The sequence below is a fragment of the Planctomycetota bacterium genome, from assembly GCA_039182125.1.
GTDB lineage: Bacteria > Planctomycetota > Phycisphaerae > Tepidisphaerales > Tepidisphaeraceae > JBCDCH01.
In genome coordinates this window covers 14,218-39,440 of sequence record JBCDCH010000026.1, presented here as the reverse complement: position 1 = coordinate 39,440, position 25,223 = coordinate 14,218, and the positions used below count along the sequence as shown (strand labels likewise).

19 protein-coding genes and 1 tRNA gene are annotated in these 25,223 nt (G+C 64.8%); 13 read left to right on the top strand and 7 right to left on the bottom strand.

Annotation, left to right across the window (positions count from 1 at the left end):
* Positions 1-10: 10 nt before the first annotated feature.
* Positions 11-886, bottom strand: a complete 876-nt coding sequence (argB, locus tag AAGD32_08910) for an acetylglutamate kinase (GenBank protein ID MEM8874366.1) — start codon at positions 884-886, stop codon at positions 11-13.
* Between the two features lie 79 nt (positions 887-965).
* Here argB and AAGD32_08905 point away from each other — a divergent pair, with 79 nt between their 5' ends.
* Genes AAGD32_08905 through AAGD32_08880 form a run of 6 tightly spaced genes read left to right on the top strand, consistent with a single transcriptional unit; the run spans position 966 to position 7,558 of the window.
* Positions 966-1,805, top strand: coding sequence for a sugar phosphate isomerase/epimerase family protein (locus AAGD32_08905; protein ID MEM8874365.1), 840 nt, complete (start codon positions 966-968; stop codon positions 1,803-1,805).
* A gap of 3 nt (positions 1,806-1,808) precedes the next feature.
* A complete protein-coding gene (locus AAGD32_08900) occupies positions 1,809-2,765 on the top strand; it encodes a 4Fe-4S dicluster domain-containing protein (protein MEM8874364.1) in 957 nt (318 codons plus the stop codon).
* Positions 2,766-2,777: 12 nt separating this feature from the next.
* Positions 2,778-3,809, top strand: coding sequence for an RnfABCDGE type electron transport complex subunit D (locus AAGD32_08895; protein ID MEM8874363.1), 1,032 nt, complete (start codon positions 2,778-2,780; stop codon positions 3,807-3,809).
* A gap of 6 nt (positions 3,810-3,815) precedes the next feature.
* On the top strand, positions 3,816-4,946 hold the full coding sequence (gene dxr / locus AAGD32_08890) for a 1-deoxy-D-xylulose-5-phosphate reductoisomerase (protein MEM8874362.1): 1,131 nt from the start codon (positions 3,816-3,818) through the stop codon (positions 4,944-4,946).
* A 9-nt stretch (positions 4,947-4,955) separates the two neighbouring features.
* Positions 4,956-6,974 carry a site-2 protease family protein gene (locus tag AAGD32_08885; protein MEM8874361.1) on the top strand — a complete coding sequence of 673 codons (2,019 nt, stop codon included), beginning with the start codon at positions 4,956-4,958 and terminating at the stop codon, positions 6,972-6,974.
* Complete coding sequence (locus tag AAGD32_08880) at positions 6,974-7,558, top strand: hypothetical protein (protein MEM8874360.1); 585 nt, start codon at positions 6,974-6,976, stop codon at positions 7,556-7,558. The genes AAGD32_08885 and AAGD32_08880 overlap by 1 nt, the downstream gene beginning before the upstream one ends.
* Positions 7,559-7,577: 19 nt before the next feature.
* Here the strand turns inward: AAGD32_08880 and AAGD32_08875 are convergent, their stop codons facing one another.
* From AAGD32_08875 to AAGD32_08865, 3 genes are all read right to left on the bottom strand, one after another.
* Positions 7,578-8,321 carry a GTPase gene (locus AAGD32_08875; GenBank protein ID MEM8874359.1) on the bottom strand — a complete coding sequence of 248 codons (744 nt, stop codon included), beginning with the start codon at positions 8,319-8,321 and terminating at the stop codon, positions 7,578-7,580.
* A 166-nt stretch (positions 8,322-8,487) separates the two neighbouring features.
* Positions 8,488-9,267: a type III pantothenate kinase gene (locus tag AAGD32_08870; protein MEM8874358.1), complete on the bottom strand. Its 780-nt coding sequence runs from the start codon at positions 9,265-9,267 to the stop codon at positions 8,488-8,490.
* 14 nt (positions 9,268-9,281) lie between these two features.
* Positions 9,282-9,363, bottom strand: a tRNA-Leu gene (locus tag AAGD32_08865).
* A 220-nt stretch (positions 9,364-9,583) separates the two neighbouring features.
* Between AAGD32_08865 and AAGD32_08860 the strand changes: the two genes are divergently transcribed.
* The gene (locus tag AAGD32_08860) at positions 9,584-11,152 is read left to right on the top strand and encodes a 2-isopropylmalate synthase (protein ID MEM8874357.1); all 1,569 of its coding nucleotides are present in this window, start codon (positions 9,584-9,586) and stop codon (positions 11,150-11,152) included.
* Here the strand turns inward: AAGD32_08860 and hemB are convergent.
* Entirely contained in the window at positions 11,130-12,149 is a 1,020-nt protein-coding gene (gene hemB / locus AAGD32_08855; GenBank protein ID MEM8874356.1) for a porphobilinogen synthase, read from the bottom strand. The genes AAGD32_08860 and hemB overlap by 23 nt on opposite strands.
* Before the next feature lie 37 nt (positions 12,150-12,186).
* Between hemB and AAGD32_08850 the strand changes: the two genes are divergently transcribed.
* The 4 genes from AAGD32_08850 to AAGD32_08835 are packed head-to-tail and all read left to right on the top strand — an operon-like array spanning position 12,187 to position 20,603.
* Positions 12,187-15,519 carry a PD-(D/E)XK nuclease family protein gene (locus AAGD32_08850; GenBank protein ID MEM8874355.1) on the top strand — a complete coding sequence of 1,111 codons (3,333 nt, stop codon included), beginning with the start codon at positions 12,187-12,189 and terminating at the stop codon, positions 15,517-15,519.
* A complete protein-coding gene (locus AAGD32_08845; protein ID MEM8874354.1) occupies positions 15,512-19,012 on the top strand; it encodes a UvrD-helicase domain-containing protein in 3,501 nt (1,166 codons plus the stop codon). The genes AAGD32_08850 and AAGD32_08845 overlap by 8 nt, the downstream gene beginning before the upstream one ends.
* Positions 19,013-19,035: 23 nt before the next feature.
* On the top strand, positions 19,036-19,833 hold the full coding sequence (locus AAGD32_08840; GenBank protein ID MEM8874353.1) for a sugar ABC transporter permease: 798 nt from the start codon (positions 19,036-19,038) through the stop codon (positions 19,831-19,833).
* Positions 19,830-20,603, top strand: coding sequence for a carbohydrate ABC transporter permease (locus AAGD32_08835; protein MEM8874352.1), 774 nt, complete (start codon positions 19,830-19,832; stop codon positions 20,601-20,603). The genes AAGD32_08840 and AAGD32_08835 overlap by 4 nt, the downstream gene beginning before the upstream one ends.
* A 12-nt stretch (positions 20,604-20,615) precedes the next feature.
* Here AAGD32_08835 and miaB read toward each other — a convergent pair whose 3' ends face one another.
* Entirely contained in the window at positions 20,616-22,088 is a 1,473-nt protein-coding gene (gene miaB / locus AAGD32_08830; protein MEM8874351.1) for a tRNA (N6-isopentenyl adenosine(37)-C2)-methylthiotransferase MiaB, read from the bottom strand.
* A gap of 105 nt (positions 22,089-22,193) precedes the next feature.
* Between miaB and AAGD32_08825 the strand changes: the two genes are divergently transcribed.
* Positions 22,194-23,048: a helix-turn-helix transcriptional regulator gene (locus AAGD32_08825; protein MEM8874350.1), complete on the top strand. Its 855-nt coding sequence runs from the start codon at positions 22,194-22,196 to the stop codon at positions 23,046-23,048.
* Between the two features lie 62 nt (positions 23,049-23,110).
* Positions 23,111-24,292 carry a phytanoyl-CoA dioxygenase family protein gene (locus AAGD32_08820; protein ID MEM8874349.1) on the top strand — a complete coding sequence of 394 codons (1,182 nt, stop codon included), beginning with the start codon at positions 23,111-23,113 and terminating at the stop codon, positions 24,290-24,292.
* A 4-nt stretch (positions 24,293-24,296) separates the two neighbouring features.
* Here AAGD32_08820 and AAGD32_08815 read toward each other — a convergent pair whose 3' ends face one another.
* Positions 24,297-25,124 carry a helix-turn-helix transcriptional regulator gene (locus AAGD32_08815; GenBank protein ID MEM8874348.1) on the bottom strand — a complete coding sequence of 276 codons (828 nt, stop codon included), beginning with the start codon at positions 25,122-25,124 and terminating at the stop codon, positions 24,297-24,299.
* Between the last annotated feature and the right edge of the window lie 99 nt (positions 25,125-25,223).

Sequence of the window (25,223 nt, the reverse complement as noted above, 5' to 3'; positions counted from 1 at the left end):
GTGTGGGTTCCTACAACGTGATCTGCGTACCGATGCCTGCTTCGGTGTAGATCTCCAACAACAGTGCGTGCGGGATGCGGCCGTCGATGATGTGGGCTTTCTTCACCCCGCCACGCAACGCCGCCTCGCAGGCCTCGACCTTGGGCAGCATGCCGCGGCTGATCGTGCCGTCCTGTTTCAATTTCTCGATCTCTGTGAGCGTCAGGCTGCTGATGACCGAGGAGGGATCGTCGGGGTCGGTGCGAATGCCGTGGGTGTCGGATACGCAAACGAACTTCTCGGCATTCATGGTTGCGGCGACCGCGCCGGCAGCCGTGTCGGCATTGACGTTGAGCGAACCACCGCCCGGATCACGGGCCACGCTCGCCACCACGGGAATCGAGTCGGCCCTCACGAGCAGTTCCAGCAGTCGGCTGTTGACCTGCGTGACTTCCCCGACGAAGCCGATGTCGATCCGCCGGCCGCCCTCTCCGGGGAGAAAAATCTTCTCCGCCTGCAGCACCGGCGACGAGAGCGAGTGCAGCCCCATCGCTTCGACGCCTTGGGCGTTCATGAACTTCACGAGCTGGGCATTCACCACGTTGCACAGGACATGTTCGACGATGGCGAGCGTTCGGTCGTCGGTGTACCGCCTGCCCTGCACCATCTGCGGCTCGAGTCCGGCTTCGGCCATCGCGGCGTTGATCGCCTTGCCCCCGCCATGCACCACGATCGGTCGTAGGCCGACGTAGTTCATGAACACCACGTCGGTGAGGATCGCCGCGAGTTGTGCATCATCGTCGAGCACGCTGCCGCCGACCTTCACGACGATGGTCTTTTCGTGAAAACGCTGGATGTACCCGAGCGCCTCGACAAGGGCCTTGGCTTTCTGCTGGGCGTTGTTGATCGCGTCGTCCAAGCGAAAGCGTAGGCCCGCTCGAGACAGCCGGGCGTGATCGGACCCGCACGTTTGGTATGCTCTCGCCATGCTCAGCCTTAGCGGATTCACCGATGAGATCGATCCGGACCTAGACCAGCAGATTCGCGTCGCCCAGCAGTGCGGTCTGTCTGCCATCGAGTTTCGAAGCGTCGACAATACCAATATCCTCGCCCTGTCCCATGCGCAACAAGCCGAGGCGAAACAGAAACTCGACGACGCCGGTCTCGCGGTCGTGAGTATCGGCAGCCCCTGCGGCAAACGTCCGATCGACACCGCCGAGCACGAATTGCTCGATCAGTTCCAAAAGGCGATCGACCGGGCCGTGTTCTTCGAAGCGCCGCTCATCCGCGTGTTCAGCTTTTACCCGGTCGGCGGCGAAAGAGCCGGCCCGATCGAGCCGGTGCGGGACCGTGCGATCGAGCTATTGGCCAAACAAGCTGAGATGCTCGAAGCGACCGACATCACGATGGTTCACGAGAACGAGAAAGGCATTTACGGTGACATCGGCCGGCGGTGTCTCGAGTTGATGGAAGGCGTGGATTCACCAAAGCTGCAAAGCGCGTTCGACTTCGCGAACTTCGTTCAGTGCGGCGAGAAGCCGCGCGAGAACTGGATCGGACTTGAACCCTACACCATACACATCCACGTCAAAGACGCGAAGATGGGCAGCGGAGAAGTCGTCGCCGCCGGTGAGGGTGACGGCGACATCGCGGCCATCCTCAAAGACGCGTACGACACCGGTTACCGCGGCTATGTTTCGATGGAGCCGCACTTGAAAGTTGCCGGCCATTCGCACGGCGAAAGCGGCCCCGACAAGTTCATCTACGCTGTCGAGAAGCTGCGTGAGTTGTGCGCGTCGATCGACGTCCCGCTTGAGGGGGCGTGACCAATGGCCGTGACGCTGGGCAGACCTTCGGTCGCGTTCGCGCTGCTACCGGGTGACCGGAGTCCGGTGGTCGAGCCGCTTCCGCCGATTGATCCGCTCGATCCTGCGGCGATCGACCAACTCCTCGACCGTGGCATCGTCGGTGACCGCGTGGGCTGCCCAAAGCTCGTCGAACAACTCACCGCGCTGAAAACCACCACGGTCGATCGCGTCATCGTCAATCTCATCCCGGCCTTCCCCGTGCAGACGCCCGCGCTGTCGTTGGCATGGTGCGCGGACAACGTCGCGCTCATGGCGACGGGGCTGAAGTTCCTGCGGAAGCTATGCAAAGTCTCGAAATGCACGATCGCGACGGACAACCCGGCCGGTGGCGCGCTCGCCGGGCCGGTGCGCCGGGCCGGAAGGGTCCGCCCCCTGCGACCGAGCTTCCCGCAGGGTGACCCGCACGTGCTGATCTATACCCTGACCGGGCGCAAGCTGCCTGTCGGGGCGTTGCCCATCAAACGATCGGTGATGATCGTCGATGCAGCCGCAGTCATCGCCATCGCCGACGCGGCCGAGGGACGCCGACAGACGCACGTTCCGATCCAGATCGACGGCCGGCTCATCCGTGTGCCGGTAGGCACGCCGCTCGGAGCGTTGTCCGACACCCCGATGCTTGCTGGCGATCTGCCACGCAACCTCGTCGCTGACTTGGATCATCCGATCGGCAGAGGCGAGTTGGTTTTTCGATCGCCACCGACACCGCCTCGGCCGGCCGATGTTTGCATCCGGTGTGGATGGTGCCTCGACGCATGCCCGGCGCATATTCACCCCGTCGGCCTCGGCGAAGCGGCTCAACTCGAAGACAAGGCGCTTGCCACCAAGTTCGGCATCGAGCACTGCATCGAATGTGGCAACTGCGAGGCCGTATGTCCTTCACGCCTGCCCCTGCTCGAAGCGATCCGCTCCTTGCGGTAGCGTGAATCCATCGTGTCGTATCGCTTGCCGCACATCCTCGCCGTTTCCCTCCCGCTGATCGGCGGCGTAGTGATGTTTGGTTGGCGGGGCGCGGGCGTGATCGCGCTCGTCCTCGGTGCGGGCCTGGTGACGTCGGTACTGCTGTGTAAGGTCGGCCGACGCGGGCGACACTTGCAGACGACCGATGTGGTCTGGGCGTTGCTCGCCGTCTGCCTGCTGTTACCGGCGGCGCTTGCCAGTGCTGCCGGGCTGCCGTGGGCGATCGGCATCGGCGCGCTCGTCACACTGGCGGTGTGGGGCTTTGGTGGGCCGGCGACATCGAGGGTGCCGATCCCCGCGGTGGCCGTGCTGCTCGTCGGGATCGTCCAGCCGAGCCGGCTTGAGCAGCCGGCCGTACTCGGGGCCGAACGCCCGATGGTCGGTGACGTGCTTGTATTCGAGACGACGACCCCGCCAGAACGGCCGTGGTACCGCCGGGAGATGGGCACCATCGCTTTCGAGCCGCCGGCCGTTGCCCTCCAAAAACACACGATGGGCATCGTCGACCCGGACCTGCTGCTGCGCGACGCGCTTCCGCCGTTCGCGGACGTGGTGCTCGGAGCGACGCCCACCGCGCTAGGAGGAAGCGCGCTCCTCACGCTCGCGGCGTTATTGTTGCTGGCCAAGACCAATCGCTTCGACGCGTTGCTGCCGATGCTGGCGCTGTGCGTTGCGTATGTCATGCTGATGGCGTTGCCGCATGCGGGCAACGGCTGGGGCTTGTTCGCGTCCTTTGGCGACGGCTGGCTGGCCGGACTGACGTTCGTGCATTACCAACTGCTCAGCGGACCGTTTCTGGTCACCGTGGCATTGCTGGCGGCGATGCCGGGTATCCGGCCGATGTCGCTACAGGGACGCATCGTCTTCGCCACGATCCTCGGCACGCTGTCGGCGGTCTTGCAGGTGTACCTGAGCACGTCGCTCGGGCCGCTGATCGCGCTGTGCGGCGTGGCGTTGCTCACGCCGGTTCTCGACCGCCACGCACTACCGCGACCGCTACTGTGAACACCCATGTCTGTACCAACGCGTAGGCAACGGCTGGCCATCCTCGGTGTCACCGGATCGATCGGTCAATCCACGCTCGATGTCGTCCGCGCGTTGCCCGACCGCCTCGAAGTCGCCGCCGTCACGGCTCACACGGACGCGGAGGGACTCTCGGCGGTTCGCGCGGAGTTCTCGCCCCGCGTCGCGGCATTGACCAGCGATTCACCCGACGCACTTGTCGAGATCGCCGGCCGTGACGATATCGACACGGTCGTTCATGCCGTTGTTGGCGCGGCGGGCGTCCATGCGGCCCACGCGGCCGTCGCATCCGGCAAGCGGCTTGCACTGGCGAACAAGGAATCGCTCGTTGTTGCCGGCTCGGTACTTATGCCGCTGGCCGAGAAGACCGGCGCGCGGATCGTGCCGATCGACTCCGAGCACTCGGCCATCTGGCAGGCCATGCTTGCCGGGAAAAGCGCCGACGTCGATCGCGTGATCCTCACCGCATCGGGCGGACCGTTCCGGACGTGGCCGGCCGATCGCATTCGCGAAGCAACGCTGGATGACGCACTCAACCATCCCACTTGGGACATGGGTGCCAAGGTCACGATCGACTCGGCGACGTTGTTCAACAAGGCGTTGGAGTTCATCGAAGCCGTCGTCCTCTTCGGCCTGCGGCCCGACCAAGTTCAGGTCGTCGTGCATCCGCAGAGCATCATCCACAGCATGGTCGAGTTCGCCGACGGCAACGTGCTGGCCCAGCTCTCACCGCCGGACATGCGGACGCCGATCCAATACGCCCTGCTTCATCCGGACCGCCCCGCGGGTCCGGCGCGGCGGTTCGATTGGACGCAGCCGATGAATCTCACGTTCGAGCCACCGGACGAAGAGCGCTTTCCGGCCTTGCGGCTGGCGCGTGAAGCGGCGACGGCTGGTGGGGCTATGCCGGCGGTGCTGAATGCCGCGAACGAGGAGGCGGTGTCGGCTTTCCGGACTGGCCGGCTTGGGTTCGTGGAAATTGCCCAGGTCGTGGGCCGTACGATGTTGGATTGGCAGACGCCGGTTCAGGACGAGCCGAGTCTGGACGAATTGCTCAATGCAGACGGCCATGCACGGGTTCTTGCCCGCAACCACATTGCCAGCGGCGCATTCGGATAAAGCCACCCCATGGATATCATCAACCTCCTCAATCTGTTGCTGCTGGGCTTCGGCTTCGGCTTTGTTATCTTTTGGCACGAGCTGGGGCACTTTCTGGCGGCCAAGCTCACGGGAGTCAAGGTCGAGCAGTTCGCCGTCGGGTTTGGACAGGCGTTGGTCTGCTACCGCAAGGGGCTCGGCCTGCGGGTCGGCGGCACGCACAAAGAATATCTCGAACGCGCCAAGGCGGCCATCGCCGATGACGGCGGCAACCCCGCCACGGCCGGCACCGCCGAACTCGACGCCGCCGCGGCGAAGATCGGCCTCTCCGAAACTGAGTACCGGCTCAACTGGCTGCCCCTGGGCGGCTACGTCAAGATGCTCGGCCAAGAGGACCTGGACCCCAACGCCACCAGCACCGACCCGCGCTCCTACAACAAAGCCACCGTCCCCCGCCGGATGTTCATCATCTCCGCGGGCGTGATCATGAACATCATCCTCGCGGGGATTCTGTTCGGCGTGCTGTTCACGATCGGCTTCAACTCGCCGCCGCCAGTGGTCGGTTCCGTGCAGCCGGGCTCGGGTGCCCAGAAGGCCGGCATCGAAGTCGGCGATCGCATGATCAGCTTCGACGGCTCGATTCTGCACGACTTCACCAAAGTCTCGCTCACCGTCCCGCTGGCCGACGTCGGCGAGGAAGTGCCGCTGGTGATCGAGCGGGATGGTGAGCGGATGACGTTGATGGTCGAGCCGCTGCCGGCCGCGGAACTCAACGACGCGTTGCAGCTTGGCGTCGGTCCCCCGCCGGCGCTGCGTGGACCCAAGCCGGTCGCCGGCATGGACGAAGTGCCGTCGATCTTCCGGCCGCTCAAGCCGTTGGAGTCGATCACCGCGATCGAGGGCACACCGGTCGAGGCCGACGATTTCGCCGTGCTCGACGCGGCCATCCAGAACGCCAAGGGCAAGCCGGTCACGGTCACGGTGGTGAGCCCCGAAGGTGAACAGCGCACGGCCCAGATCGCCTCGACGTTCACGACGCCGTTCGGTGCGGACTTCATGCCGAACTTCGCGGGGATGCAGCCCCGGGTGGGCGTCCGCGCCCAGGCCGGCGATCCGGAAGACCTGCCGATCGTGCTCGAGCCGAACGACACGATCGTCAGCCTGACCCGCACCGGCGGCACCGACCGACTCGAGCATCCCGACTTCGAACAGTTCCGCGAGTTCCTCAACATCATCGGCGACGCCGGTGCGACCCTCGACGTCGTCGTCTCGCGCGGTGGTGAGCTGATAACGATCGCCGACGTCTCGCCGGTCAAGGTCGGCAGCGGGCAGTACGGGTTGAACTTCAACCCGATGGTCGACGCCACCGCCGCGGTGGTGGCCGGCGTTGAGGAAGACTCGCTCGCCGCGACGGCGGGGATTTCCGCCGGGGCTGAGATCGTCGCGGTCAACGGCACGGCGGTCGCCAACTGGTTCGACGTCGACGCCGCGATCAAGGGCGCCGAAGCCGACGCGGAAATGGTCTTCATCACCGCCGAGGGCGAAACCTTCACCGTCACGCCGACCGCCGATCAACTCGCCGCCGCCCAGATCAATCGCTACGCCCCGCTCGCGGCGTTCGATGAGCTCAAACAACCACGCAAAGCCGACAACGTCGGACAGGCCATGTGGTGGGGTGTGACCGAGACCAAGGACATGGTCACGAAGTTCTACCTGACCCTCCGCCAGATCTTCCGCGGCGGACTCTCGCCCAAGAACCTCCAAGGCCCGGTCGGCATCCTTCACACCGGCACGATTCTCTCCGGCAAAGGCACGGACTGGATGATCTGGTTCCTCGCGGTCATCAGCGCCAACCTCGCGGTGGTGAACTTTCTCCCGCTGCCCATCCTCGACGGCGGGCACATGGTCTTCCTCGCCTACGAAGGCGCGACCGGCAAACGGCCGAGCGAAAAGTTCCACATCGCCACGCAGTTCGCCGGGCTCGCGCTCATCGCGGCATTGTTCCTGTTCGTCACCTTCAATGACATCGTCCGGCTCGTGACCTGGTGATGCCGTTCACGCTCGCGCAGTTCGTGAAGCTCCGGCCGTTTGCGTGGCATCTGACAGCGCGTTCGAACCTTCCGCTGATCCAACGGTCGCGTACGTTGGTCTCCGCCGAGCGACTCGCGGGACCCTCGACGATGCTGCGCGAACCGCGTCGCGACGTCATGCCAGTTAAGCATGACGGGCAGACCGTCTTGCTTCGCGACCAGAAACCGCTTCGAGCGGAGCAGACGATCTTCGAGGGTGGCTGGGGTATCGATGATCTGCTCGCGGCCGTGAATGGCCACGTATTCTTTTGGCCAGGCAACGCGGACGCTCCGATTGCCATGGGACGTAACCACTTCCGTTGCTACGCCGGCGACGTGGCGTTGCGTGTGCCGATGCCGGCCCTGCTCGCGGCCAACGGCGAGCCGAAGTTCTGCGCCTTCAACAGCGGCGCCCCGTCCGCACGCGCCCGCAGCCGCCGAGGACCGACGACCTTCGCCACGGCTCATGCATTCGAGAGAACCGCCGGCGCGGTGAAGGAGCTCGTGTTCGAGCACACGGCAACACTGCCCACCTTCGAAATCATCGACTCGACCCCGGCCTGAAAATCGAACGCCCACGCCTTCAGGCGTGGGTCGGCGGCGATGTCGACATCGCAAGATCGACACCAAGCGCACCATGCAACGCCGCAACCAATGCGTCCATGCCCGCTCCCGTCGTTGCCGAGACCGCGAGCTCCCCGCCATCGACAGCGACAAGATCAGCTTTGTTCATCACACGCACATCGCAGTCGGGCCACGACTCGGTCGTTGTCGGATCATGAACGGCAACGACAAGGTCCGCCAACTCGACGGTGGTTCGACTCCACTCGATCGCCTCGGCCTCGATCGCGTCGTCGGTGGTTCGCCGCCCAGGCGTGTCGGTGAGGATCATCGGCACGCCACCTACGTCGGCGAGTTCCTCGACCCAGTCGCGCGTCGTGCCCGGCATGTCGGCGGTGATGAACCGGTCGCGGCCGAGCAGGCGGTTGGCAAGCGTGCTCTTGCCGACGTTCGGCGGCCCGATCAGGGCAACCCGCGCGGGAAATGCCATGCGTTGCAGCGTGTTCTCGAGCGGCAGGCCGCGTTCGAGTAGAAGCCGAACGCCGCGCTCCGTCTTCATCATCGGCAGCCAATCTTCGACGGTCGTTCGTTCGATCTCAGCTCGCTCAAACTCCATCGCCTCGGCAAGTTCCACGGCCCGTCGCACGATCCACGGCCCGCCGTGAACGTGCAGTTCGAGCGTCGACTCATCCCGTAGCAAGACGAGTGGATCGTCAACCACATCCTCGCCATCCACAAGCAACCGATGCGCGGGAAACCGAGGCATGAGCCCAGCGAATGCCCGGACCCGACCCGAGAATTCGCTCCGCTCATCCTTCGGCTTCAGGTGCTTCTCAACGAAACGATTCACGTCACCGCGTAACTCGACCACCGCAATCCCCGCTGCTCCCGGCGGGGTCAGCACTCGCACTGAACCACTGTCGCTGTGCGACTCACGTCCCATGCTTGATGTGGTGCTCGGTGTAGCAGTGGGCGATGCCGTAATGGAGCAAATCCGGCGAGACGGCGTGGATCATCTCCCATCCGTCGAAGAGCAACTTCGCATCCCCGCCGGTGGCGACGATGTCCGGCCAGTTGCCCAGGTGGTGGGCGTAGTTCTCCGCACAATGCTGCACGAGTCCGCGGATGCCGTGGAAGACGCCGTGGCGGATGGCCTCCTCGGTGTCGGTGCCGACCGGGCCGTCGGGGACTTTGAACTCGACGTCGGGCAGTTGCGCCGCCGCCTGTTCCATCGCGACCAGTTGCATCGCGATCCCCGGCGCGATCGCGCCGCCGAGGAAGTTGCCCTCGTCGTCGCACACGTCGACGGTGACCGCCGTGCCCGCATCGACAACGCAGCAAGCCTTGCCCATTTGCTCGTACGCGGCGGCCATCGCGAGGATGCGATCGACGCCGGTCTTGCCCGGCTCGGCCATCTTCACATTGGCGGGCAAGTCCAGGTCCTGCCCGCACCACTGGACACGCTTGCCCGTCGCCTTCTTGGTCGCGTACTCCACGCCTTCCAGCAGCATCGGATCGACGCAGCACCCGGCGATCTCTGCCTCGGCCTGCTGCGACGCGTCGAAGTGCCGCCACGCCTCGCCGATCATCCCCGCCCAATCGTCACGCTGAAGATGAGGCACACGCCGCGAGTAAACGAGTTCGCCACCCCGGAACACACCGATGCCGAGCCGCGTGTTGCCGATGTCGAGCGTGAGGAGGTGGATGTCCATGGAACAAGCGTCAGTAGCTCCCAAGGGACTCGAACCCTTACTCCTTTCGGAACTCGATTTTGAATCGAGCGCGTCTGCCAATTCCGCCAGGGAGCCGGTCGAGAGACAGGTTAGGCGAGTTGACCGGGCATGGTCCACGGGCTAGGTTCGTCGCGTGCAACAAATGAGCGGCCTGCTTCTGATCGACCTTCTCCTCGGCCTTACCGCCGCGGGACGTGGTGTCGATCGGGCTTGAGCAGCCGACCGATTCAGACCAACGCCCCGCGAACGCCGATGAGCTTCGCGGGGCTTTTCTTTTGCCTTCACCCGACACGCCATGAGCACCGAACCCGACCACGTCAGAATCTTCGACACGACCCTGCGCGACGGCGAGCAGTCGCCGGGCGCGACGCTCACGTTCGACGAAAAGCTCCAAATCGCGCGGACGCTGGAAAACATGGGCGTCGACGTGATCGAGGCGGGCTTTCCGATCAGCTCGGACGGCGACTTCGCCAGCGTCAAGGCGATCGCCGAGGCCTCTTCGACCACAACCATCTGCGGTTTGGCCCGAAGCGTCCCCGGCGACATCGACCGTGCCGGCGAAGCCATCAAGCCCGCCCCACACGGCCGCATCCATGTCTTCTGCGCCACGAGCAAAATCCACCGCGAGCACAAGCTCCGCAAGGGCACCGACGACATCCTCGCGCTCGTCGAGAAGAGCGTGAAGCAGGCGCTCAACCACACCGACGACGTCGAGTTCAGCCCCGAGGACACGACGCGGACGGAGTTCGATTTTCTGCGTGACGTGGTGAAGGTCGCGATCGACGCTGGCGCGACGACGATCAACCTGCCGGACACGACCGGCTACAGCTACCCGGACGAGTACGCCGCGATCTTCGCGAACATTCGCAAGGCTCTGTCGGTCATCGACGAGCGCGGGATCATCCTCTCGACGCACTGCCACAACGATCTGGGCATGGCCGTGGCCAACTCGCTCGCTGCCGTCGAGGCCGGTGCGCGGCAGGTCGAGTGCACGCTCAACGGCATCGGCGAACGGGCCGGCAACGCCGCGCTTGAGGAGATCGTCATGGCACTGCGAACCCGAGCCGACCACTTCGGCATCGACACGAAGATCAACGCGAAAAAGATTTACCAAGCCAGCCGGCAGGTCAGCATGTACACCGGTCTCGACGTCCAACGCAACAAGGCCATCGTCGGCCAGAACGCCTTCGCCCACGAGTCCGGCATCCACCAGGACGGCGTGCTCAAGCACCGCGAGACGTATGAGATCATGAACCCGACCGACGTCGGCGTGCCGACCAGCGCGCTGGTCCTCGGCAAGCACAGCGGCCGCGCCGCGTTTCGTGATCGACTGCACGAGTTTGGCATGGTGCTCAGCGACGATCAGGTCGAGGCGGCGTTCACCGCGTTCAAGAAGCTCGCCGACAAGAAAAAGGAGGTCTACGACGAGGACATCGAGGCCATCGTCGATGACGTGCTCGAGAACGACGCGTCGGCCGGTCGATGGAAGATCACGCGCATGCAGGTCACCGCCGGCAGCGACACGGTCACGCCCACCGCGACCGTCGAGATGCAGAACCCCGACGGCGAGACAATCCAGGACGCCGCCATCGGCGACGGCCCGGTCGACGCGATCTACTCCGCCGTCATGCGGATCGTCGGACGCCAGTTCATGCTCCGGGATTACCGCATCCGCGCCGTTACCGGCGGCAAAGACGCGCAGGGTGAGGTCCACGTCGAACTCCGCGACACCGAGGGCCACTCCGCCGGTGGACGCGGCCTCAGCACGGACATCCTCGAAGCTTCCGCGTTCGCCTACGTCGCCGCGGTCAACCGCCTGAGCAATCCCACGCACAAGCAAGTCACGCAGATGAGCGGGGTGTGAGCAGCGTGTCGGCGTGGTAGGTGATGATCAGATCGGCACCGGCTCGCTTGAGCGCGAGCAAGCTCTCATCCCGTACGCCGGTCTCGTCGACCCAGCCCGCCGCCCCGCCGGCTTTGTGCATCGCGTACTCGGCGCTGGTTTGGTACGCCACCACTGGCACATCCACCGACGCCCGGACCGCCGCGATCACGTCGAGGTATGGCCCGCCCGGCTTGACCATCACGAGGTCCGCGCCTTGTGCGACATCTTCCAGCGCTTCCGCGACGGCCTCATCAACGCCGCGGGCCGGGTCCATTTGGTAAGACTTTCGATCGCCATGTCCCGGCGTACTGTCGGCCGCGTCACGGAACGGTCCGTAGAACGCGCCGGCATACTTCACCGCGTAAGACAGGATTGCCGTTGACTTGTGCCCTGCCGCATCAAGACCGGCACGAATCGCCGCGACCATCCCGTCCATGCAACCGCTGGGCGCGATCCAATCCGCACCCGCCTCGGCGTGACTCACCGCCTGCAATGCGAGTCCGTGCAACGTCGCGTCATTGTCGACCTGCCCGCCGAGGACAGGTCCGCAATGGCCGTGGTCGGTGTACTCACAGAAACACAGGTCGGTCATCGCGATCATCGGATTGCCACGCCGCTTGGTCTCGCGGACGAGTTGACACACGATGTTGTCGCCGTGGAGCGCGACACTCCCCTCGGCATCCTTCAGCCTCGTATCAACCACGCCGAACGCGAGGTAGGCTTTGGCGCCATGCTTCGCGAGTTCGTCGAGATGGTCGGCCGCCTCGATGACGGTTCGCCGCCAAACGCCGGGCATGCTCGACACTTCCTGGGACGCGCCATCGGTCACGAACACCGGTACGATCAAGTCGTCGGCCGTAACCCCATGTCGTCGCAGGAGCGAACGTGTCGTTGCCGACTTGCGAAGCCGGCGCGGACGATGACGCAGGTTGGCGATCACGTCGTTCACGGCATCACGGACATCGTCGGTCGACATGCGTGCATCGTATCGCCGCCGACGTATGCTGGCGGTGATGGCGTCGCGTGCCGCAGTGAGTTTCATCATCGGCCGCGCCGGCAGCGGTAAGACGCATTGGTGCTTTGACCGAATCACCGAGCTTCTCCGCGCCGATCCGCTGGGACCGCCGGTGTGGCTGGTGACTTTGCGACAAGCCACGTTGGAAACGAGCCGGGCGTTCATGTTGCACAGCCGATTGCCGGCTGTGAGCCGGCTGCGCGTCGTGAGCTTCGACCGCATGAGTGACGAGATCCTTGCCGAGTGCGGCGGCAACGCACTGCCCCAACTCACCGCCACCGGACGCCGACTGCTCGTTTCGCACATCCTGCGGACGCAGGTTCACGAGTTGACTTTCTTCGCCCCGGTCGCGACGCGGCCAGGCACCGCCGAAGAAATCTGCGGCCTGCTCGATGAACTCGACCGTGCGGGCCAAACCGTCGATGATCTGGCAGAGATCGTGTGGACATCCGACGAACCCGCGTTGGCCGACCCGCGGACCCGCAACAAGACGAACGACTTGGTCACGATCGGCCGAGCGTACAAAGCCGCGCTCGCCGGGCGGATCGAGCCGCGTGTTCGGCAACAAGCCGTGCTTGACGCGTTGCCGACCTGCACCCTCGTGGACCGGTGCCATGTGTTCGTCGATGGCTTCTGGGACTTCGACTTGCCGGACCGTCGACTCCTCGCCGGTCTCGCCGATCGGGCGACCGCGATCCACGTCACGGCCACCATCGACCCAACCACGCCGAAACAGCCTCCCATCTTCGAACGCACCGGCACGTCGTTCGATCAGGTCCGTCGTACACTCGATCCGGACACGAAGGCTGACGTGATTCGGCTCACAACCCAGCGCCGCTGGGACGGCCCAAGGCGAAACCTCGCCCAACTCGCCGAGCGCTGGGCCAATGGCGACGGACCGCCAACGGGTCACCGTGGCATTCGGTTCATCGAAGCACCGGATGTGCGGTCCGAGGTACGCGCGGTCGCCGGCGAGATTCGCGTCGCACTCGATTCGGGATTGCGACAAAGGGACTGCATGGTCCTCGTCCGCGACATGGAAAGCTACGCGACACCGCTGCGCGAAGTGTTCGACGAGTTCGGCTTGGTGCTTTTCGCCGACGAGCGTCGACCCGCGCGTCACATGCCGCTGGTGCGGATGGTCCGGGCGCTGTTGCGTGTCGCGGCGGAGGGATATCCGCACGACGCGGTTGTCGGCATGATCGGCACGGGTCTCGCGGGGATGTCGATCGACGATGCCGAGCGGCTCGAACGGTTCGTCAGCTTGCACCGACTCCGCGGTACCTCCGCATGGACCGATCCGGCACCGTGGTCGTTCCGACGACGGCCACATCGCAATGATGACGAGACGCCGAACGAGCTGCTGCCCGACGAGTCACCGCGAATGGACGCATTGCGCCGAAGGTTGGTCGCCGATATCGCACCGCTGCGCATCTTGCTCGAACGAAGCTCGTTCCATATTGAGGATGCCGTCGCGACACTTTTCAGGACCGCCACCGAACTCGGTGTTGCGACCACGCTCGCCACCCAGATCGATGCATGCAGGGCGGCGGGTGACGAGGAACACGCGGCGGAGATCGAGCAGGTTTGGCAGTCGTTCACCGACATGCTCGACCAGTTCCACGCGCTGCTCGGTAACGACGAGACGACGCCCGATGACTTCGTCGCCGACATGTTCGCGGCCCTTGACGATCTCGATCTCGCCATCGCCCCGCCGACCGTGGACGCGGTACTCGTCGGCGAAGTCGAACGTGTCCGGACGGGTGACAAGCCGTTCGTCGCGGTGCTCGGCTTGTCCGATGGCATCTTCCCGGCTGTACCGAGCGAGCCGGTGCTGTTGGGCGATGCGCAACGTCGCGCGCTGACCCGACACGACCTGCAACTCCAGCGGGACAGCGAACGTCGGTTGCTCGATGAGCGCTTCCTGATGCACCACGCGCTGACCCGCGCGTCCGATCAGCTCTTGCTCACCCGGCCAGTGAGAAGTCGCACGGCGCCGCTCGCGCCGAGTGTTTTCTGGTCCGAACTGCAAGCCGGCATCGCCAACGCCGAGACTCAGCCCGGCGCGTATCACTCCTTGACAATCAACGATCTGGCCGCCCAAGTGACGAGTTGGGCCCACGGTGAGCATGACGACCAACGGATGGGCGACCTGTACGCCGCGCTCCGCGCTGAACGAGCGACCAACCACACGATCATCGATGCTGCTTGGCGCGCGCTGCGCTATGAAAACGTGCCGGAACTCCCCGTTGGATTAGCCGAATCTATGTTTGGCAAGACGTTCACCGGCAGTATCTCCCGGCTCGAGTCCCGCGGCCGGTGCGGGTTCAAGCATTTTGCCGAGTACGGCCTCCAGCTCGCCGAGGAAGAGTCCGACCAACTCACCGTTCAGGACGTTGGCACCCTGTTTCACGCGGCGGCCGAGCGGGTCGTCGGCGAACTCATCGAGCGCGACTTCGACTTTGGCGGCTCGGAACCGGACGGCCTCGACGGGATGATCGGTGCGGCGATCGAAGAACTGACCGGCAAACTTCGCGGCCGAATCTGGATGAGCCCGGGGCGGAGTCGCTACGAACGCGAACGGCTCCAAGCCGAACTCGGTCGCACCGTGCGTCACCAACTTGCATTCCTACGGCACGGTGACTTTGCACCGACCGCGGTCGAGGTGCGCTTCGGTGAAGACGCGGAATGGCCAGCGCCGTCGGGCGATGGCTGGCAACTGCGCGGCCGCATCGACCGCATCGACCGCACGCCCGACGGCTTCGCGTCCATCATCGACTACAAGACCTCGGCGAAGATGTTCCGCGCGGCCGATCTCGACGACGGCGTCGGCGTGCAGCTGCCGGCCTATCTGCTCGCGGCCTCAGCGGCAGGTTTCCGGCCGGCCGGCGCGTTCTTTGTACCGCTGCGTCAGGCACTGAAATCGGTCAAGCATCCGTCCGACATCGAAGAGCGTCCGACGGGTCCAAAGCCGCGCGGCGTGTTCGACGCTGAGCTCATACGCCGATTCGATCGAGACGCGGACAACAAAAGCACGGTGCTCCAATACGAACGCACGCAGTCCGGCAAGATCGCGGCCCGATCGCCCGATCCTCTGGACGGTGACTCACTTGGCAAACTTCTCATGATCGCGAACCGCCGCATATCCGCACTCGCCGCCCGAGCGACGTCCGGAGACATCCGCGCCCGCCCGTGGCGGCGTGGCACGCAATCCGCCTGTGCCCACTGCACGCTCAAAAGTGTCTGCCGACACGAACCACGCCGCAACGGCTACGAGTACAGCGACAACCGCACGCTCGCCGACTTGCTCGCGGAGGTCGACGATGGCTGACTACGCCGGTGTCTCCCTGACCGATGCGCAGCACGATGCCGTCACGGCCACCGGGCAGGACATCCTGGTCAGCGCGGCCGCCGGTAGCGGCAAGACCCGCGTTCTCTCGGCCCGGGCAGTGTACCTCATGGCCGACGCACCCGAGCCGTGCGACGCGGCTGATCTGCTGGTGGTCACGTTCACCCGCAAGGCCGCTACCGAGATGCGTGGCCGGATCGCCGACGTTCTCGATCAACGCGCCACCACCGCCGAGGGTGAACTCCACACTCGTCTACAGCGTCAGCGGATGCTCCTCGGTCGTGCACAGATTGGCACGGTACATAGCTTTTGCCAGGCGCTACTCCGGAGACATTTCGAAGCGGCTCGCCTCGATCCGAACTTTGTCGTGCTCGAGGACGACGCCGCGTTTCTCATGCGGCGACGGGTGATGGGCGAGGTGCTCAACCGTTGGTTCGACGAATCACGGGGCGATTTTTACAAACTCGTCGAGTCGTACGGCGGTTCGTCCGACGGGGGTATCGCGTCGACGCTGCTCCGACTGCATGGGTTACTCGCGAGCATGCCCGATCCGTCGCGATGGCGTGAGCGAGCACTCGCTCAAATCGAGGGCGACGATTTCATCCACACCGTCGCCGGGATGATCGCTGCAACGCTCGACCCGCAACGTGGGGCCCTGTTTGAACATGCCGAACAGTTCGCCCGTCTCGACGCGGCCGGCGAGCTGCCCAAAAACTTCGCGGCATACGTTACGGATTTCGCCGAGACGATCGCCCAGCTCCACGACATGGCCGACGCCGGCCAGCTCGACGAGGCACGCAGCACCTTCGAGGCCTGGCAAAAGCGCTGGCGGAGCATTCCGGCGATAAAAGCCGACCACCCGCACAAGCAGAGGCGTGATGCGTTCGCGGCGCTGCGTGACCGGATCGTCAAGGACGACACGTTCAACGAACTGTTGCGATTTTCAAACGCGGATTGGTCCGATTCGCTCAAACGCATCCGGCCTTTCGCGCCGTTACTGATGGAGCTGCTCGCCGATTTCCAGGCGTGTTTCGAACGCGAAAAACGCCTGATCCGCGCCGTCGATTTCAACGACTTGGAAGCCCTTTCGCTGCGGCTACTCCGCGAAAATCTCGATGTAGCCGAGCGCGAGCAGTCGCGGATTCGTCACGTGCTCGTTGATGAAGCGCAGGACCTGAACCCGTTGCAGGACGAGCTCCTCCGCGCCATCGCACCGCCGGGACGGTCGTTCTTCGTCGGTGACACAAAGCAGAGCATCTACCGCTTTCGACTGGCTGACGTCACGCTCTTTGCCGGGCGAGAGTCGGCGTTTGAGCGGGGCGAAGGCGGACGGCTGATTCGACTGTCACGCAACTACCGCAGCAGCGGCCGGCTACTCGGGTCGATCAACGACATCTTCGGCACACTGATGCGGGGCGGGCCGAGCGAGATCGACTACGCCGCCGGGCATCGCCTCGAACCGGGCCGGTCGCTTCCCGTGACCGAAGCGCCGGCGATCGAGGTGAACGTACTACCGGCTGTTGCCGCGACCGATGAGGACGAGCAGCCCACCGAGTCCGACGAGCGGGAGGCCTTGTTCATCGCCCGCCGTCTACGCGCCATGATTGGCAAAGAGCAGATCACCGCAAACAACGAGGTCACCACGCTTCGCCCCGGACACTGCGCGGTCCTGCTGCGAACGGCCAAGCACCAGGCCGAAATCGTGTCGCGTGTCCTGCGGCGATTCGGCATCCCGGTACAGGCCGATGTCACGACGGGTTTCTTCGATGCCTTGGAGATCCGGGACGTCTTGTCCGTCCTCGAGACGATCGCGAACGGTCGGCAGGATATCCCGCTCGCCGCCGCGGTGCGTTCGCCGCTGCTGGCCATCGAAGATGCGACGGCCCTGCTTGCCAATATCAGGCTGGCCGCGCCTGACGGTACCCCCATGCTGTTTCACGAGGCGTTGGCGTTCGCGGCCGACCGGGACGACGCGCTGGGCGAACAACTCCGACGCGAGGTCCGCGAGCCCTTGCGGCGGTTCCGCGCCCTGTTCGGTCGGCTACCCGTGGGCGATGCACTCTGGGCCTTGCTCACGCAGGAAACGCAGTATCTCACCTGGTGCCGATCGCTCGACGACGGCCGGCAGCGCGAAGCGAACGTGCTCGAACTGCTCGATCGCGCCCGGCGTCATGACGCGACCGACGGCGGCGGACTTGCGGCCTGGCTCCGCTCGCTCTCGATCCTCCGGGCCGAGTCCGAGCTCGGCCAGCCTGACGATCTTCGCCCCGCCGGTGACGCGGTGCGCGTGATGAGCGTGCATGCGTCGAAGGGATTGGAGTTTCCCGTGGTGTTTCTGCCGCAGATGGGCCGGGCGTTCAACGAATCGGACCTCAACGCCAACGTTTTGTTCGACCGCGACGCGGGGATCGGATTGCGCGCGGTCGATCTCGACCGGAAGGCACACTGGCCGTCGGCATCCTCGGTGGTCGTACGCGATGCGTTGCGGAAGCGCGGCCGGGCCGAGGAGATGCGGGTGCTGTACGTTGCCCTGACGCGTGCGGAGCAGCACGTCATCGCGATCGGTTCGGAGCGTGCCGCGAAGACCAGCCCAACCCCGGTAGAACCGATGAGCGCTCGCACACCGCTGGCCTGGCTACGTCACACGGCAAACATCACTGGAGCGATCGGCTTCAACACGCACGAGCCGGACGACCAGCATCTCTGGGCCGACGAACGGCCGGACAAGGCGGCGACGGGCCGACTTGCCAAAGTCGCCCGCTTCGCGGACCTCGGCGGAAACCCCGAACAAGGTCAATCGACCGTACAGCGCGCCCTTCAAGCGCCAACCGCGCTCGACCTCCCGCAAGCGACCAGCGTCACCGGACTGTCGCGTCTCGAGAAGCGCGAATTGGTTGGTCTGCTGCCCGAGCAGGAAGTAGCCGCTCAACCCCTACCGCTGCGCTCGTCGCTGTTCGTCGAGAACACCGCGACGGCCGGTGAGGTCGGCAGTGCGACGCACACGTTGCTCGACCATCTCGACTACCGCCGGGCGGGCTCGGTCGAAGACGTTGCTGAGCAAGCGGATGCATTGGTGGATCGTGGCTACCTGCAACCGATGGCACGCGCCGCACTGGATCTGCCGAGTGTGGTATGGATGGCGACCGGTCCGGTCGGTGATGCGGTGCGCGGGTCGGACGACGTTCGGCGAGAACTGCCGTTCATGCGACTGCTGCCGGATGCACACCTTCTCGGACGCGGGCATCGGGTCGACGCCGATCGGCCATTGCTGCGTGGCCGACTCGATTTGGCGATCGCGCGGAACCGGCAATGGACGCTTGTCGATTTCAAGACGGACAAACGTGTCGCCGACGACCTCGACACATACGACACGCAACTGGGCTTGTATGCGGACATGCTGACCGAACTGACCGGCATGCCCGTGATACAGCGGTTGCTGGTGTTCCTGACACCGCGGCAGGTGGTGTCGTTGTGAAGCCGCGCTGTACGCCGTACCTGATGCTCGCACCCTTTGCATGCTTGTTGGGCGCGTGGGTGGTTTGGCCATTGCTCGGCTCGGCGGCTTCAGGACTTCGGCCGACGCTGATCGGCCAACTCGCAACCGACCGCATCTTCTGGGGGGCGCTAGCCAACACGGCGCTAATCACCGCAGCCCTGTTGGTGATTCAGCTACCACTCGGGCTCGGGCTGGCGTTGTTGCTTGATCGACGCGACGTGTTCGGACGGGGTTTCCTGAGACTCGCGTACTTTTCGACACACCTTGTCGGGGCCGTGTTTGCCGCCGTCATCTTCGCGGTGTTGTTCGGTGGAAAACGTGCGCCGGCGAACGCGATGCTGGGTTGGATCAACATCGGTCCGATCGGGTTTCTCACCGACCCGGCATGGGCACTGCCGACGCTGCTGCTTGCCGCCGTCTGGATCGGCGTCGGGTTCACCGCGATCTTCTTGCTTGCGGCGTTGCGTAATGTGGACGCCACCCTGCTCGATGCCGCAGCGCTCGACGGCGCGGGTGCAACCCGAAGGCTTTGGCATGTCATCCTGCCAGGCATCCGGCCCGCGTTGCTCTTGCTCGTCGTCGCCAGCAGCGTGTGGGGGTTGCAGTTGTTCGAGCTGCCGTTCCTGCTCTTCAACGGCCCGGGGCCCGGCTATCGCGGACTGACCGTCGTCATGTACCTGTACCGCGTCGGCTTCGAAGACGGCCAACTCGGCTACGCGTCGACGATCGGTTGGGTCCTGCTGGTGCTCTGCGGCTCGCTCGCGTTGGTGCAGATTCGTTTGCTGAGGGAGCAGCCGTGAAGCGTGTGTTGGCGAACGCGGTTATGTGGGGTGGCGTCGTGGTGATGCTCGCGCCGATCGCCTGGGTGTTGCTGGCGTCGCTGCGGGTTGGAGCGGATGTGTTCGACGGCGGGCCGTTGACGCTGGCGAACTATGCCGAGCTGGCCGGATCGCCGCTGCTATTGCGGCAGATCGGCAACGGGCTCCTGCTTGCGGGGGGCGGGACCGCACTTGCGTTGGTTGTCTGTTCGCTTGCCGGGTATGCGCTGGCGAAGCTGCGGTTCGCGGGTCGCACGGCGTTCGTCGTGGCCTGCGTCGCGGTGCTCTTGCTGCCGGCGATGGCGCTGCTGCCGGCGGTCTTCGGCACGGCGGTCTGGCTGGGGCTGTTCGACACGCACGCCGCGGTCATCCTTCCCCACGCGGCGGCCGCCTTCGGCGCTTTGCTTTACCGACAGGCGATGCTCAGTGTGCCTGACGAGACGCTCGACGCCGCCCGGCTCGACGGCTGCTCGGAGTGGCGGACGTGGTGGTCGATCGCGCTGCCACAGGTCGCGCCGGTGTCGGCGTTGTTCGTGTTGCTGTCGTTTCTCGCGCTCTGGAACAGCTATCTCTGGCCGCAGGTGGTGCTGGCCAGCGAGGCGAAACAGCCGTTGGCGGTCGCACTCGCGAACATGGCCGCGTCGCCGCAGTACCAGACGAACTACGGGCTGCTGATGGCGGCGACCGTGGTCGGGCTCGTCCCGCCGGCGGTCGTGTTCGTCGTGTGTGCGCAAGCTTGGGATCGCGGATGAACGCCCACGCCTTCAGGCGTGGGTCAGGGCATGGTCGGACGTCGCTGGTGACCCACCGCTGAAGCCGTGGGCTTTCTTGGCAAAGAGCGTGAGTCCCTTTGCCTTTTCAACGGTCACATCCACGAGCGAATGCTTCAACGACGGGTCGCCGTCGAAGACGACGATGTGATCGCCGCGGGTTCGGGCGACGAGTTGGACGGCGTCGGTCTGCTTGCGGAAGCCGGCACCGAGCTCGACGCCGTTGTTCTGCCGCTTGCTGACGAGCTTACTCTCGCCCTCAACGTAGACCTCGAGGGTTTGGCCGACCAGCGCTTGATGCACTTCGTCGGCGACCTCCTGTTGGACCGCGAGCAGTTCGTTGTTGCGGCGTTTCTTCGTCGCGTCGTCGATGTCGTCGGCAAAGCGATCGATCGCGACGGTGCCGGGGCGTGGGCTGTACTTGAAGATGAAGCTGTTCTTGAACCGCGCCCGGCGGATCACGTCTTTGCACGTCTGGAACTCATCTTCGGTTTCGGTCGGGAAGCCGACGATGAAGTCCGACGCGACGGCGACGTCGGGCATGTACGCGTAAGCCCGGTCGATGAAGTCGTAGTACTGCTCGATCGTGTAGCCACGGTTCATCGCCTTGAGCACGCGGTTGTCACCGTGCTGGGCGGGGACGTGCAAGTAGCGACAGATGCGTTCGCAGTCGCGCATCGCCTGAAGGGCTTCGTCGGTGAAGTCGCGCGGGTAGCTGGTGACGAACCGAAGCCGTGGCAGGTGCGGGACGGCTTCGTGGATCTCGTAGAGCAGGTCGGCGAACGTCGTCGTCCGCCCATCGCCGTGGTCGAATGCGTAGTGGTTGATCGTCTGGCCGAGCAGCGTGACTTCAATGCTGCCGGCGTCGGCGAGCTTCTTCACCTCATCGATGATGTTGCTCGGCGGGCGGTGGACCTCGGGGCCGCGCGTGTAGGGGACGACGCAGTAGGTGCAGAACTTGTTGCAGCCGCGGGTGATGCGGACGTAGGACTGCTTCACGTCGTCGCCGGGCGAGACGGCGCGGGAGAGATCGAGTAGTTCGAGGTTGTCTTCAGCGGCGGCCTTGGTCGAAGAGCGCCGGACGTTCGCCCCCATCAACGCCGTCTGGCGGCCAGATGCATCCGTGACGAAGTGGTTGTCGATCATCGCCGGCAGCTTGTCGAGCTCGCCGGGACCGCAGAGCAGATCGACGTGGGGAAACTTGCGGTAGATATCGGTCCCGTCGCGCTCGGCCATGCAGCCCATGACACCAACGAGCTGGTCGGTCTGCTTCATCTCCCCGAGCCGTGACCACACTTTTTGCTCGGCCCGCTCCCGCACCGAACACGTGTTGTAGAGCACCACGTCCGCCGACTCGCGATCGCTGGTCGTCTCGTACCCCCGCGCAAGCAACTGCCCCATGACCAGCTCTGAATCGAGCACGTTCATCTGACAGCCGAAGGTTTCAAGGTAGACTTTGCGAGACATGGGTGAAGTTCGTGAAAGCGACCATGGTAGGCCATCGACGCCGCAGTTCACTTCTGAGTTCGATACCGGCTTGGCTTTTGGGTCAACTTCGGACATCCTTTTGGCATGTCCGCACTGCCCAATGTTTCGGCCCCGAAGCACTTCGGCCATGCACGCAACGTGCCGGGCGCGACGTTCGGGCCGCGGCGCTTGCGGGACTATGAAATTGTCTGGATGACCGACGGGTCGGCGACGTATCGGTTTGACGATCAGTCGGTCGATGTCGCAGAGGGCGCGGTGGTGCTTTGTCGGTCGGGTTGGCGAGACGAGTTCCTCTGGGACGCGCGTCGACCGAGCCGGCATGTATTCGTTCACTTCGACATTCTGCGTACGCCGAGATCGGTGATGACGGGCTGGCCGGTCGTCGTCGAGCCCAAGCCGGGCGACCTGCTGCGGACGTGTTTGCAGCACCTGCTCGCATGGCGTGGCCGGGGCGATGACGCGCTGCGTCGGCAAGTGTTGCGGACGATGCTCGGTTCGTTCGTTGCGGGCGAAACGGACGTGACCGTGCCACCGCGCGACGACCTTCCGGATGCGGTACGAGCGGCGCTGGCACACATTGCGATCACCCTTCGCAACGATCTATCGGCCGGGGTTACACTGGATGAATTGGCCGAGGTCGCCTGCGTCACACGCGAGCATCTTTGCCGACTCTTCACCCAAAGCGTGGGTCACGCTCCTGCGGCGGTCGTCCGTCTGTGGCGACTTGATCGCGCTTCCGACCTTCTCGTGCGCAGCAACGACTCGGTCCGCCAGATCGCCGAGACGGTCGGCTTCGCAAGTCCGTATCACTTCTCGCGGCGTTTCTCCGAGGCCTTCGGCATGTCGCCGACTGCCCTGCGCCAGTCCGTCCGGGCCGGCAATACGCCACCGTTGCCGCGCCTGTTGCACGTCTTTCGCGTGGGGCGTGAAGATCAATAATGGGCATGGAATCGGCAACGCGGTTCATGGCACACACACGCTGCTGGTGCGACAGTTTGCGCATGACCTCCACGCCTTCCCAGCCGGCGCTCAGGCCCGAGTCGGTCGAGCAATATCTCCACGGTGACTACGACCGCTACCCCGTCACCGCCGACGAATATCGCCACTACCGCCAGTGGGGCTTCCTCGTCGTGCGCGGACTTGTGCCAGCCGACGACATCGCCGAACTCGACGAGCACACCCAAGCCCTCATGCGAGGCGAACTTCCCGAGCAGTCGGACGTCGAGGAGTTTGACCCGAGCAAGGCGTATGACAGCCCCGAAGAACTCGAGCGGGCCAAGCAGCGCGGTGAGTATGGCACGAGCCGCAAGCTTACCAAGCCGCCGGCCGACCTCTCGCCCGACGAGAAGGCACAGTTCTTTCTACGGATACACATGCTTCATCGTCAGGTCGCACTTCACGAGAAGTGCCTTTTGCATCCGAGGCTACTCGACGTGGTCGAGACGCTGATCGGTCCGGACGTGTCGGCGCTGCAATCGATGCTGTTCCTCAAGCCGCCGGGCAAACCTGGTCAGGGCTGGCACCAGGACGCGTTCTACATCCCGACGTTCCCCGACACGCTCGTCGGTGCCTGGATCGCGATCGACGACGTGGACGAATACAACGGCGCGTTGTGGATGGCCAAAGGCAGCGCGAGCGAACCGGTGTATCCGCCCTGCCCCGGTAACGACGCCCACGCAGCACAGCCGGTCTACGGCTTCGGCGACACGCAGCTCTCGGACGTCCACTACATCCGCGGCGCCAGCGAGCCCGACGATCGCAACACGCTCACGCCGATCGCTGAGAAGTACGACCGCGTGCTGCTCCGCATGAAGCGTGGCGACGTGGCGTTCTTCAACGGCCATGTCCTGCACCAATCGCGCGACAACGTGACGACCGACCGCTATCGCCGGGCGTTCGTCGGGCACTACGCCAACGCGCGATCGTTCACGCAATGGGGCCACGACGAGGAAGGCAACGCCCCGCGTGATCCCGTGACCGGGGGCACCAATGCGAGCCACATCCTCGCTCGCGGCAACACGCACCTGCCGTTTGCCAAACCGCGCTTCGGAACACCATGCGCCGCGTTGCTGAGTGCCGAACAACGCAGGGGCAGCAGCGAGTTCATCGCCCGCGTCATGGCCGAACACGGCGACGGGCTGATGGGTTGCGGCATCGCGGACCCGAACGTCGTCGATGACTAATCGCTCACGGACCCACCCACTCCCGCGGACTGCTCCCGGTGAGTTGGCGGACGACACGGAAGCACTGCGCGTAACTGCCAAAGCCCGCCTCATATGCCGCCGCCGTGTACTTTCGACCGCGACGCACGGCAGTCGCGAATCGGCGGACCCGCTCACGATTGCGTAGTTCGGTGATCGACTGACCAAGCTCGGCTTTGATCAGTCGACTCAGATGAGATCGGCTCACCGCAACGGCATCCGCGAGCGCATCGGCGTCGAGTTCGGGTCGGCGTGCGATCAGCCGCGCCGCTTTGACAACGGCCGGACTGAGAACGCCCACCGCCGCTGTCGGTGACCCGGCGCGAAAGGCACTCCACGCGTCGACCAACGCCCAACGCAATCCCGCATCGTGACCGGCGCGATCGTCTTTCGGTCCGGTCAACAGCCGCCGAAGCACCGGATGCAATCTACGGATACTCGTCAACGACACCTGCCGCACCTCCGGCACCGATGGCGGTGACGTTTCCCACCCCTGCCATTGCCGTCGTGGGCCTCGGGCAAGTGAACGCACCATCGACGGACGTGCAACCATGATCCACATCCGAAAGTCGGTGGAACGCCTGAGAAGAATGTGAACCTGACTCGGTAACAACCAGATCATCGACCCGGAACGCAGGTGAGTTCGCTGGTCGGCGACGATGTACTCACCCGTGCCGCGCTCGACCAGGCACATCTCCCACTCCCGGTGTCGGTGAGCCTCACGCATTGGGTTAGCGACATGGCGGGCGTCATGCAGCCACACACGGCCGGCCTCGCGATCGGGCACCACGTGAGAGAGTTTCGCCTCGGGCATGCTGATGAGCATATCACCAAATGCAATCAACTTACGCCATGACGCGATGTCGCCACGCATCGGGGTGTTAGTGTGATTCGCGCCATTAACCGAGGAGAC

What these genes read in the sequence shown, in the direction of transcription:
- AAGD32_08905 (MEM8874365.1), top strand. Translation starts at nt 966, where the DNA reads ATGCTCAGCCTTAGCGGATTCACCGATGAGATCGATCCGGACCTAGAC.
- AAGD32_08900 (MEM8874364.1), top strand. Translation starts at nt 1,809, where the DNA reads ATGGCCGTGACGCTGGGCAGACCTTCGGTCGCGTTCGCGCTGCTACCG.
- dxr (MEM8874362.1), top strand. Translation starts at nt 3,816, where the DNA reads ATGTCTGTACCAACGCGTAGGCAACGGCTGGCCATCCTCGGTGTCACC.
- AAGD32_08885 (MEM8874361.1), top strand. Translation starts at nt 4,956, where the DNA reads ATGGATATCATCAACCTCCTCAATCTGTTGCTGCTGGGCTTCGGCTTC.
- AAGD32_08880 (MEM8874360.1), top strand. Translation starts at nt 6,974, where the DNA reads ATGCCGTTCACGCTCGCGCAGTTCGTGAAGCTCCGGCCGTTTGCGTGG.
- AAGD32_08875 (MEM8874359.1), bottom strand. Translation starts at nt 8,321, where the DNA reads ATGCCTCGGTTTCCCGCGCATCGGTTGCTTGTGGATGGCGAGGATGTG.
- AAGD32_08870 (MEM8874358.1), bottom strand. Translation starts at nt 9,267, where the DNA reads ATGGACATCCACCTCCTCACGCTCGACATCGGCAACACGCGGCTCGGC.
- AAGD32_08860 (MEM8874357.1), top strand. Translation starts at nt 9,584, where the DNA reads ATGAGCACCGAACCCGACCACGTCAGAATCTTCGACACGACCCTGCGC.
- hemB (MEM8874356.1), bottom strand. Translation starts at nt 12,149, where the DNA reads ATGTCGACCGACGATGTCCGTGATGCCGTGAACGACGTGATCGCCAAC.
- AAGD32_08850 (MEM8874355.1), top strand. Translation starts at nt 12,187, where the DNA reads ATGGCGTCGCGTGCCGCAGTGAGTTTCATCATCGGCCGCGCCGGCAGC.
- AAGD32_08845 (MEM8874354.1), top strand. Translation starts at nt 15,512, where the DNA reads ATGGCTGACTACGCCGGTGTCTCCCTGACCGATGCGCAGCACGATGCC.
- AAGD32_08840 (MEM8874353.1), top strand. Translation starts at nt 19,036, where the DNA reads ATGCTCGCACCCTTTGCATGCTTGTTGGGCGCGTGGGTGGTTTGGCCA.
- miaB (MEM8874351.1), bottom strand. Translation starts at nt 22,088, where the DNA reads ATGTCTCGCAAAGTCTACCTTGAAACCTTCGGCTGTCAGATGAACGTG.
- AAGD32_08825 (MEM8874350.1), top strand. Translation starts at nt 22,194, where the DNA reads ATGTCCGCACTGCCCAATGTTTCGGCCCCGAAGCACTTCGGCCATGCA.
- AAGD32_08820 (MEM8874349.1), top strand. Translation starts at nt 23,111, where the DNA reads ATGACCTCCACGCCTTCCCAGCCGGCGCTCAGGCCCGAGTCGGTCGAG.
- AAGD32_08815 (MEM8874348.1), bottom strand. Translation starts at nt 25,124, where the DNA reads ATGCCCGAGGCGAAACTCTCTCACGTGGTGCCCGATCGCGAGGCCGGC.